This is a genomic window from Archangium sp. (assembly GCF_057119385.1).
The window spans coordinates 1-10,132 of the sequence record NZ_DBNGVP010000159.1; the positions used below are offsets into that span (position 1 = coordinate 1).

Consider the following 10,132-nt stretch of genomic DNA (forward strand, 5'->3'; position numbering starts at 1 on the left):
CTGCGAGGTGCAGGTCTCCTACGCCATCGGCGTGGCTGACCCCGTCAGCGTGCTGGTGGAGACCTTCGGTACGGCCACCGTGCCCGAGGAGAAGATCCAGAACGCCATCAAGCGCACGTTCGGTCTCAAGCCGCGGGAGATCACCGAGTACCTGGATCTGCAGCGGCCCATCTACCAGAAGACGGCCGCGTACGGTCACTTCGGCCGCACCGAGAAGGAGTTCACCTGGGAGCGCACCGACAAGAAGGACGCGCTGCGCGAGGCCGTGGCGGGCCCGGCCGGCACCTCCCGGCTGAAGGCCGTCTGATTCGACGCTGAACGTCTCAAGTGGTTGAAACGCGCGTGAGCCCCGGTAAGGCTCACGCGCGTTTTCATTTTCTCCACCCCCGGAAGGACTCCCATGGCGAAGGTCGTGAGCCTCAAGAAGCGGACGAAGGTCAACCAGGCCCCGGTGCACGCGGACATCCAGGATCCGCTCCAGGCGGAGAAGGGCCGCGGCCGCATCGAGTGGGCTGGCCGCACCATGCCGGTGCTGAACCAGATCCGCGAGCGCTTCGCGAGGCAGAAGCCGCTGAAGGGCGTGCGGCTGGCGGCGTGTCTGCACGTGACGGCGGAGACGGCCAACCTGGTGCTCGCCCTGAAGGAGGGCGGCGCGGACGTGGCCCTGTGCGCCTCCAACCCGCTGTCCACCCAGGACGACGTGGCGGCCTCGCTGGTGGTGGACCACGCCATCTCCGTCTTCGCCATCAAGGGCGAGGACAACGACACCTACTACCGCCACATCCACGAGGCGCTGAACACGCGGCCCCAGCTCACCATGGATGACGGGGCGGACGTGGTGGGCGTGCTGCACAACGAGCGCACGGAGCTGCTGGAGCACGTCATCGGCGGCACCGAGGAGACCACCACGGGCGTGGTGCGCCTGCGCGCCATGGCGAAGGAGGGCGTGCTGAAGTACCCGATCATCGCCGTCAACGACGCGAAGACGAAGCACCTCTTCGACAACCGCTACGGCACGGGCCAGTCCACCATCGACGGCATCATCCGCGCCACCAACCGGCTGCTGGCCGGCAGCGTCTTCGTGGTGGCCGGCTATGGCTGGTGCGGCCGTGGCCTCGCGATGCGCGCCCGCGGCATGGGCGCCGACGTGGTCGTCACCGAGGTGGATCCCACCACCGCGCTCGAGGCGGTGATGGATGGCTTCCGCGTCATGCCCATGAGCGAGGCGTGCCGCATCGGCGACTTCTTCTGCACGGTGACGGGCAACATCGACGTCATCCGCCAGGAGCACTTCGAGAAGATGAAGGACGGCGCCATCGTCTCCAACTCGGGCCACTTCAACGTGGAGATCGACCTGAAGACGCTGCACCGCATGGCCAAGGGGCGCACGTCCCTCCGCGAGTTCGTGGAGGAGTTCACCCTCGAGAATGGCAAGCGCATCATCGTCCTGGGCGAGGGCCGCCTCATCAACCTCGCCTCCGCCGAGGGCCACCCCTCCAGCGTGATGGACATGTCCTTCGCCAACCAGGCGCTCGCCAGCGAGTACATGGTGAAGAACCACCGCAAGCTGGAGAAGAAGGTCTACGCGGTGCCGGAGCACCTGGACCAGGAGATCGCCCGGCTGAAGCTCAAGGCCATGGGGGTGAAGATCGACAAGCTCACCCCCGAGCAGATCAAATACCTGGGCTCCTGGCAGGAAGGGACCTGACCTTCTCCAGCGCGTCGTAGGTGGCCGTCTTGTAGGCCTCGGAGAGCGTGGGGTAGTTGAAGCACGTCTCCACGAAGAGCCGGGCGCTGGCGCCCGTCATCAGCGCCAGCAGCCCCACGTGCACCAGCTCCGAGGCCTGCTCGCCCAGCACGTGCACGCCCAGCAGCCGCAGGTCCTCCTTGCGGAAGAGCAGCTTCAGCAGTCCGTGGTGCTCGCCAATGATCTGCCCGCGCGCGTTGGTGGAGAAGGCGGCCCGGCCCACCACGTAGGAGATGTCCTTGGCCCGGAGTGCCTCCTCCGTCTCGCCCGCCATGGACACCTCGGGGATGGTGTAGATGCCGTAGGGCAGCACCGGCGACAGCTTGTTGTTGTTGAGGTCTTCCAGCCCGAACGCGTGCATCACCGCGATGCGCGCCTGCTCCATGGACGTGGACGCCAGCGCCGGGAAGCCGATGACGTCTCCCACCGCGTAGATGCCGGGCACCGCCGTCTGGTACTCGGGCCCCACCTCCACCTGGCCTCGCGCGCCCAGCTTCACGCCCACTGCCTCCAGCCCCAGCCCCGCCGTGTTCGCCGAGCGCCCCGAGGCCACCAACACCTGGTCCACCTCCAGTTGCTCGCCGTCCTTCAGCGTCAGCCGGATGGGCGCCTTCGGGTCCGGCGGCACCTCCACCGCCTCCACCGTGTGCCCCAGCCGCATCTTCACCCCGAGCGCCTCCATCCGCTGCTTCAGCAGCGCGGAGACTTCATCGTCCAGGAAGGGCAGCAGCTCGGCCTTGGGGTCTATCAGCGTCACGGGAATCTTCAGCGCGGCGAACATGCAGGCGTACTCGGAGCCGATGACGCCCGCGCCCACCACCGCCAGCGCGCGCGGCAACCGCTGGATGTCGAGCAGCTCGTCCGAGTCGTGCACGCGCGGATCGCCAAACGGATACAGCGGCGGGCGGAAGGGCGAGGAGCCCGTGGCCACCAGGATGACGTCCGCCGTCAGCCGCCGCTCCGGCTGGCCGTCGCGGCTCACCACCACCGTGTGCGCGTCCGCCAGCCTGCCCTGGCCGTACACGAGCTCCACCCCGTGGCGCTTCAGGTCCTCCAGAATCCGCTGGCGCTCACCGCCCTTCACCCGCCGCTCCCGGTAGAGGAAGTCCGAGACGGTGGTCTCGTGCGGCAGTTGCGCCTCCACCCCGTAAAGGCCGCGCTGGCGGAAGCCCGAGAGGTACAGCGACGTCTCTCGCAGCGTCTTGGAGGGAATGGTGCCCGTGTTGGCCGCCGTGCCGCCGGGCACGGGCTCCCGCTCCACCACCGCCACCCGCTTGCCATGCAGCGCCGCGTGCACCGCCCCCTTCTCACCAGCGGGGCCGGAGCCGATCACCACGAGGTCGAAATGCGCCATGGCCGGACCCTACGCGAGCCGTCCAGTGGCGCGGAAGGGCCCTGAACGCGGACGGGCCGCCTCCCACTGTTCTTCAGAGGACGCCGGGCAGGGGGAGCACGGGGACGGGCACCCTCACCCCGTCCCTCTCCCGGAGGGCGAGGGGAAATGGGCGCAGTGGGGCAAGGGAGCGGCGGGTTCCGTGGTTCTCAGGCTCTGGAATTGTTGGATAGCTTTACGGACCTGGGGCTGTCGCTGTCCGCGCCTTCTCACCAGTCAACGCAGCGGGCTCGATCACTTCCCGCTCGTCAGTCGGGCCCCTAGCTTGTGTTTCATGGGCACCAATGAATTTCCTCGCGGCTTCACCTTCGGGGTGGCCACCGCCGCTTATCAGGTCGAAGGGCACATCGAGAACGACTGGTCCGAGTGGGAACGTCAGGGGAAGTGCAAGGACCCCAACCACCGCTGCGGCCGCGGCGTGGACCACTGGAACCTCTTCGACCATGACGTCCAGCTCGCCAAGGAGGTGGGCAGCGGGGCGTTCCGTATCTCCCTCGAATGGGCCCGCATCGAGCCCGTCCGCGGCCAGGTGGATGAGTCCGCCGTCGATCAGTACCGCCAGCGCCTGCTGCGCATGAAGGCCGCCGGCATCCGGCCCGTCGTCACCCTCCACCACTTCACCCACCCCCAGTGGTTCCACCGCGAAACCCCCTGGCACGAGCCCTCCTCCGTCGTCGAGTTCCGCCGCTACGCCCGCATCTGCGCGCGCATCCTCGAGGGCCTCGACGCCCTCGTCATCACCTTCAATGAGCCCATGGTGCTGCTGCTCGGCGGCTACCTCCAGGGCGTCATCCCTCCCGGCATCGCGGATGGCACCCAGGCCATGCTCGCGCTCGGCAACATCGCCCGCTCGCATGTCGCCGCCCGCGAGGAGATTCTGCGCGAGTGCGGCCGGTGTGAGATCGGCATCTCGCAGAACATGCTCGCCTTCCGGCCGGACCGCTGGTGGCACCCGCTGGACCGCGCCCTCTCCCGGCTGGCCTTCGACAACTACAACCACGCCTTCCACCGCGCCCTCACCGATGGCGAGCTGCGCATCCAGATGCCCGGCCTCGCCTCCACGCGCCAGCGCATCGACGGCGCCCGCGACAGCGTGGACTTCATGGGCATCAACTACTACACGCGTGCCCATCTGCGCTTCATCCCCAAGCCCCCCTTCCTCCAGTTCCAGTACCGCGACGTCCACGGCCGCGGCCTCACCGACATCGGCTGGGAGGACTACTCCGAGGGCTTCTCCCAGCTGCTCGTCGAGCTGCACCACAAGTACGGCAAGCCCATCTGGGTCACCGAGAACGGCATCGACGATCGCCAGGGCGACCGGCGGCCCCAGTACCTCTACAACCACTGGAGCCAGATGCTCAGCGCCGTCCGCCAGGGCGCCGACGTGCGCGGCTACCTCTACTGGTCCCTCATGGACAACTTCGAGTGGCTCGAGGGCTGGGGGCCCCGCTTCGGCCTCTACTCGGTGGACTTCGAGACGCTCGAGCGCCGGCCCACTCCCGCCTGCCACTACTTCCGCCGCGTCGCCCAGAGCGGCGTGCTCGTGGAGCCGGGGCGCGTGCTCGAGACCTCGCAGTCCGCGCGGCCCATCGCGGCCGTGGCCCCGTCCTCCGCCGCCTTCTGAGCCGCGGGCACCCGCACTCCGCGTGAGGCGGGCCGTCCGCAGGTGACGGCACCGAGGCGAGGGCGCTACAACGGGTGAATGCCCGTTATTGGACTGTCCGTCCTGAGCTCGCTGTGGCTCACGGCGGTGGATGCGCCCGTCACCTCGGTCACCGTCTACAGCGATCGGGCCCGGGTGGTGCGCACGGCCCGGGTGGCCCTCTCCGGCACCCAGCGCGTGGAGTTGCCCCTGTTGTATGGCTCGGTGGACCCCGCCTCCATCCGCGTGGAGGCCCAGGGCGCCGAGGTGACTCGGGTGGACATCCGCTCCGTCGAGTCCGAGGCCCTCCCCGCCACCCTGGCCAGCAAGCTCGTCACCGAGCTGGAGCGGCTGGATGATCAGCTCGCCCAGGTCCGCGCCGAGCGCGAGGCCTACTCCGCCCAGCTCACCGCGCTCGCCAAGGTGCGGCCCTCCGTCACGGACGAGGCGCTGTCCTCCGCTCCTCCTCCCAACGCCAGGGGCGTACCCCAGGGTGCCTCGCGGCTCGATGCCTCCGGCTGGCGCGCCGCCACCGACTTCGTGGTGGAGACCACCGCCCGCCTCCAGGCGAAGCTGCGCGACGTGTCCCAGCGGGAGGAGGCGTTGGACAGGGAGCTGTCCCGCAACGTCCAGGAAGCACGGCGGCTCGGCGGTGAGCCCCGGCGCCGGGGCCTCGAGATCGCTCCCACCCTGTCGGGCCAGGGCTCCGCGACCGTCACCCTCACCTATGTCACCAGCAACGCGCGCTGGTACCCCGCCTATGAGCTGAGGCTCGAGCCGGAGTCCAACCGCGTGCAGGTGGCCTTCTCCGGACGCGTCAGCCAGGAGTCCGGCGAGGACTGGGAGGACGCGGCGCTCACGCTCAGCACCGCCCTGCCCGCCACCGCCACCACCGCGCCGGAGCTCGCCACCTGGAAGATCGGCCAGCGCGAGCGCTTCATTCCCACGCCCGCTTCCGTCCCCGACTCCTGGCGCGCCCCGCCTCCCGCTCCTCCCAAGCCGCCCGCGCCGCCCAACGAGGACCTGCGGATGCGCGCCCGCCTCCTCTCGCTCATCGGCAATGCTTCCTCCGAGCCCGCGCGGCCGGCCTCCGCACCGGCGCAGCAGAACTTCGCGGACGAGCGCTCGCGGTCCCAGGCCTCGGCGGGAACCAGCACCATCGTCGGCACCGTCGTGACCGCGGACACGAAGCGGCCCGTGGCGGACGTGGTCGTCACGGCCACCTCGCCCAACCTCCCGGGCGAGCAGATCGTGGTGACGGATGCCCAGGGCCAGTACCGCCTCCCCCAGCTCCCGCCGGGCCTCTATTCCCTGCGCTTCGACAAGGAGTCGTTCAAGCCGATCCATCGCTCGGAGATCCAGCTGCGGCAGGCTCGCACCATCCGGGTGAACGTGGAGCTGCTGCCCGAGACCTTCTCCGAGGAGCTCGCGATCGTCGCCGCGCCGCCCACGGTCGACGTGGGTGCCACCAGCGCCGGCGTCAGCGTCGATCAGGATTACGTCCGGCGCATCGCGACGAACCGGCCCGGGGCCAAGGCGGGTGCCTCGCGGTCCTTCGAGAGCCTCGCCGGGTCCGCTCCTGGCGCGGTGGAGGTGGATGTCCCCGTGGGCCTCGCGCCGCCCGAGGGCTGGCGGCGGCCCGTGGTGGATCCACGTCTGCCCGCCTCGCTCGCGGGCGGCTACGCGCTGGCCTTCCCCTCGCAGCGCCGCGAGACGGTGCTCAGCGGCAAGGGCGAGCGGCGCGTGCCCCTCTTCACCGAGACGTGGCCCGTGCAGGTGGAGCGCAAGCTGTACCCCGCGCTCACCCCCAATGCCTTCCTCGTGGCGGAGCTGCGCAGCCCCTCGCGCCAGGTGATGCCCGGGGGAGACGCGCAGCTCTTCGTCGGCGCGGACCCCGCCGGCCAGGCCCGGCTCACCCTCGTGTCCCCGGGCGAGCCCTTCACCCTGCCCCTGGGCATCGACTCCGCGGTGCGCCCGGTGCGCAACGTGAAGCTCGTCACGAGCGAGAAGGGCCTCATCGGCAAGGACGACGTCACCGAGTACCTCGTCACCCTCGAGGTGGCCAACCCGTACCCCTTCCCCCTCCCGGTGCAGCTCCACGACCAGTGGCCGCTGTCGCGCAGCGAGGACGTGGAGGTGAAGCTGGTGCGCACCGAGCCCTCCGCCGAACAGGACCCGGCGAAGGGCACGCTCTTGTGGCGCCTGACGGTGCCACCCTCGGAGAAGAAGGGGGTGTCCTTCCTGTACACCGTCCGCCACCCGAAGGGCTGGCGCCTGGAGCAGTCGCAGTAGCGAGGAGCCACCATGTACAGCCTGCCCTTGATGATGCTGGCGCTCGCCGCCCCCGCGAAGGTGTCCTCCGTCGTCGTCTACCCGGACCGCGCCCTGGTGACGCGCGTGGAGACGGTGGCCTGCACCGGCCGCCCGCTCGCCGTCTTCGAGTCCGTTCCGCCCGCCGCCGATCCCTCCAGCTTCCGCGCCCGCTCCGAGGACGCCACCGTGGAGAGTCTCGTGGCCGAGGAGCGCACGCGCCAGGCGGAGTTCAGCCCGGAGCTGGAGGCCCTGCGCAAGAAGCGCGAGGCGCTGGAGCGCGAGCTGGTGGAGCTGGGAGACGCCCGCGCCCGTGCCCAGTCGTTGCAGCAGCTCGGTGAGAGCCTCACCGAGGTGACGGTGAAGCGGGTGGCGCGCGAGCTCACCGAGCCGAAGCCGGATGCCCGCGCGTGGACCCAGGCCTTCGACACCGCGCTGGATGCCCGGTTGCGCGCCGCCTCCGAGCTGTCCTCCCGGGCCGCCCGCATGCGCGAGGTGCAGCGGGAGTTGGACTCGCTGCGCAGCCGGGAGGGATTCCTCTCCGCCTCGGCCGCGCGCATGGAGCGGCGGGTGGAGGTCCGGCTGGCCTGTCCCGCCGAGGGCCGCGCCCGCGTGGAGCTCCAGTACGTGGTGGGGGGCGCGGGCTGGACGCCCTCGTACGAGGCGCGCGCCGACGAGGCCGCCCATCAGGTGGAGCTCTCCACCTTCGCCACCGTGAGCCAGTCCACCGGCGAGGATTGGAGCGGGGTGCGGCTGGCGCTCTCCACCGCCCGGCCCCGCGACAACGCGACGCCGCCGGAGCTGAAGCCCCTCACGCTGAGGGCCTGGGAGCGCCGCGCCGAGAAGAAGGTGCTGGTCCGCCGCGACGAGGTGCAGCAGCACGCCCAGGCCGGAGGGCAGACGCCGGGCGAGACGGACGGCGCGCTGCAGGCGGCCTCGCAGGGCATCTCCGTGCAGCTGCTGGTGCCCGAGCTGGCCCAGGTGCCCGGAGAGGGCACGGCCGTGCGGCTGCGCGTGGCGCGCACGAAGCTGAAGTCCTCCTTCGTCTGGCGCACCGTGCCCAAGCTGCACCCGGTGGTGTTCCGCGTGGCCCGCCTCGTCAACGGCGCGCCCTTCCCGTTGCTGCCGGGCCCCGTGGACATGTTCCGGGACTCCGGTTTCATTGGCCGCCAGGAGTTGGAGCAGGTACCCCAGGGCGGTGCCTTCCAGCTCACCTTCGGCCTCGAGGAGTCGCTGCGCGTGGAGCGCGTGGTGGTGCAGGAGATCGCCCGCGACGAGGGCCTCTTCGGTGGCCGGCGCCGCTTCCACTACGCCTACCGCTTCAACCTGGCCAACTACCGCCAGCGCCCCGAGGTGGTGGAGGTGGCCGAGCACATCCCCGTCTCCGAGCTCGACGACGTGACGGTGGAGCTGGACGCCAAGAAGACGACGCCCGGCCACGCCGTCGAGGCGATGGATGGCATCGTCACCTGGAAGCTGACGCTCGCACCCTCGGAGCAGCGCTCCGTGGACCTCACCTTCCACGTGGATGTGCCCTCCAGCTACGACATGCAGGGGCTGTAGGGGCGGGATGCCGTCGAACTTCTCTTCGGGTGTGGGACGCCTGGAGCTACCGCGCCGAGGCGTGGCGGCAGGTGGCGGTGGAACTGGGTGCGCTGGCCCTGAGTGCGGTTGCCCGCTCCTCGAGCGGTGGCCACGGGCCCGCCCGGCCTCGCGCTCAGCACCTCGTCTACCACCGGAGCACTGGTAGACGTCTACCACTCAAGGCGTACATTGACACACGCGGAACTACATGGCTGGTAGGCGTCTACCAGTCAAGCCCACCCACAGTGACATTCACCTTCGAGCCCGGAGAGGGGTGGACGCGAGGTGACCGGGTTGGTGGGACACCGTTCCGTGCTCGTGCGCGGCAAGCTCTGAGCCGCAGGGCGCCCGCATTGTGTTCGCCGAGTTGAGCCGCACCGCAACACGAAGTCGGTGGCGCTGGTTTCAGGGCGCTCCGGGCTACAGGAGGCCGGCCCTGTTCAGTAGCTCGTGAACACGCTTGCCAGGCTCGACGTGCTCGGGACTTTCTGCGATGAGGCGCTCGGGCGTGAGGACGATGAGCGTTCCCTTGTCCTCCACCGGCTCCAAGCGCACGGGCGCGGATAACGGCGGAACCCTGCCCTGGCTGTGCGGGAAATACATGATCCAGCCCACGAAGTTCTCCGCGTTGTCATCCGGTCTCACCGCATCACGGTGCATGGTTGAGGTGGCGAGGGCGGACTCGGGCTCCCAGGCCCGTACCATGCTCCGTACCAGCTCGGCGAGAACGGGCTCGCTCAGCACCCGCTCCGCATTCGGCCCCCGGGCTGGCAAATTGACCACACAGCAGTTGGATTGCCCTTCGCTATAACCGCCGCAGTAGAAGCTGAAGCCACACGAGTCGTAGGGGTCGGGCTCGCCATTCCGCGCCCAGACAGAGTAGCCGAGCTCCTCGAACTGCCGACCCTGCCTCGCCGGCCCCGCTTCTCGAGGGCCTCGCCGGAGGCCTCGATGGGGCGCTTCCGTATTCGTTGAAGAGGCGTTGGATGGCCCTGGCGGCCTTCTCCTCCGCAGTGAAACTCCGCCTCTTCCTTCGCCCCATGAACACTACCTCCCGTGTAGCCGACTTATGAGGTGTGTCCACAAAACCGGGGCAGGCTCATGTTTCGCCCTTCAGTCCCGGTGCCGCTCCGCCACGCGGTAGAGCCAGGTGAGGGAGCAGTCCAGCAGCGACTGTCGCGACCGCATGTAGTTGCGGGCCCGGGCGAAGGGAAGCCACACGCGGTTGCCCACGAGGACCTGGGCCTCCTCGAGCTTCTGGCGCGGAATCCATTTGCCGCCCAGGTTGTGCACCAGCACCTCGCCCAGGTACGCGCCAATGGCGGGCATCGCGTGCTCGTCGATGGCTTCGCGCAGGCGGCTCTTCGGGAATTCCTCCTTCCAGAAGTAGAAGTCGGCATCCGTGAGCGACTCGGGCGTGGCCTTGAAGACGGAGGGCACCTCCGAGTGCAGCAGC

7 protein-coding genes and 1 pseudogene are annotated in these 10,132 nt (G+C 69.7%); 5 read left to right on the forward strand and 3 right to left on the reverse strand.

Features of this window, described 5'->3' with window-relative positions:
• Both AC16DP_RS38685 and ahcY read left to right on the forward strand, forming a co-directional pair.
• Window positions 1-307 (forward strand): methionine adenosyltransferase domain-containing protein (locus AC16DP_RS38685; RefSeq protein WP_483956955.1); only part of this gene is annotated, 307 nt, incomplete at its 5' end.
• A 93-nt stretch (window positions 308-400) separates the two neighbouring features.
• Window positions 401-1,708: an adenosylhomocysteinase gene (ahcY, locus tag AC16DP_RS38690; RefSeq protein ID WP_329734315.1), complete on the forward strand. Its 1,308-nt coding sequence runs from the start codon at window positions 401-403 to the stop codon at window positions 1,706-1,708.
• Here ahcY and sthA read toward each other — a convergent pair.
• Entirely contained in the window at window positions 1,674-3,101 is a 1,428-nt protein-coding gene (gene sthA / locus AC16DP_RS38695) for a Si-specific NAD(P)(+) transhydrogenase (RefSeq protein WP_329734314.1), read from the reverse strand. The genes ahcY and sthA overlap by 35 nt on opposite strands.
• Window positions 3,102-3,414: 313 nt before the next feature.
• Here sthA and AC16DP_RS38700 point away from each other — a divergent pair, with 313 nt between their 5' ends.
• The 3 genes from AC16DP_RS38700 (at window position 3,415) to AC16DP_RS38710 (ending at window position 8,655) form a co-directional block, all read left to right on the forward strand.
• Window positions 3,415-4,764 (forward strand): glycoside hydrolase family 1 protein, encoded by a 1,350-nt coding sequence (locus AC16DP_RS38700; protein ID WP_329734313.1) that lies wholly within the window; start codon window positions 3,415-3,417, stop codon window positions 4,762-4,764.
• A 78-nt stretch (window positions 4,765-4,842) separates the two neighbouring features.
• Window positions 4,843-7,074 carry a mucoidy inhibitor MuiA family protein gene (locus AC16DP_RS38705; protein ID WP_329734312.1) on the forward strand — a complete coding sequence of 744 codons (2,232 nt, stop codon included), beginning with the start codon at window positions 4,843-4,845 and terminating at the stop codon, window positions 7,072-7,074.
• Window positions 7,075-7,086: 12 nt separating this feature from the next.
• Entirely contained in the window at window positions 7,087-8,655 is a 1,569-nt protein-coding gene (locus tag AC16DP_RS38710; protein ID WP_329734311.1) for a mucoidy inhibitor MuiA family protein, read from the forward strand.
• A gap of 441 nt (window positions 8,656-9,096) precedes the next feature.
• Here AC16DP_RS38710 and AC16DP_RS38715 read toward each other — a convergent pair whose 3' ends face one another.
• Window positions 9,097-9,690 carry an immunity 52 family protein gene (locus AC16DP_RS38715; protein WP_329734367.1) on the reverse strand — a complete coding sequence of 198 codons (594 nt, stop codon included), beginning with the start codon at window positions 9,688-9,690 and terminating at the stop codon, window positions 9,097-9,099.
• A 99-nt stretch (window positions 9,691-9,789) separates the two neighbouring features.
• Window positions 9,790-10,132 (reverse strand): annotated as a pseudogene (locus tag AC16DP_RS38720) (hypothetical protein); the annotation flags it as partial.

Bases quoted from the DNA above. Each gene is read 5' to 3' on its own strand.
- ahcY (WP_329734315.1), top strand. From the start codon at position 401: ATGGCGAAGGTCGTGAGCCTCAAGAAGCGGACGAAGGTCAACCAGGCC.
- sthA (WP_329734314.1), bottom strand. From the start codon at position 3,101: ATGGCGCATTTCGACCTCGTGGTGATCGGCTCCGGCCCCGCTGGTGAG.
- AC16DP_RS38700 (WP_329734313.1), top strand. From the start codon at position 3,415: ATGGGCACCAATGAATTTCCTCGCGGCTTCACCTTCGGGGTGGCCACC.
- AC16DP_RS38705 (WP_329734312.1), top strand. From the start codon at position 4,843: ATGCCCGTTATTGGACTGTCCGTCCTGAGCTCGCTGTGGCTCACGGCG.
- AC16DP_RS38710 (WP_329734311.1), top strand. From the start codon at position 7,087: ATGTACAGCCTGCCCTTGATGATGCTGGCGCTCGCCGCCCCCGCGAAG.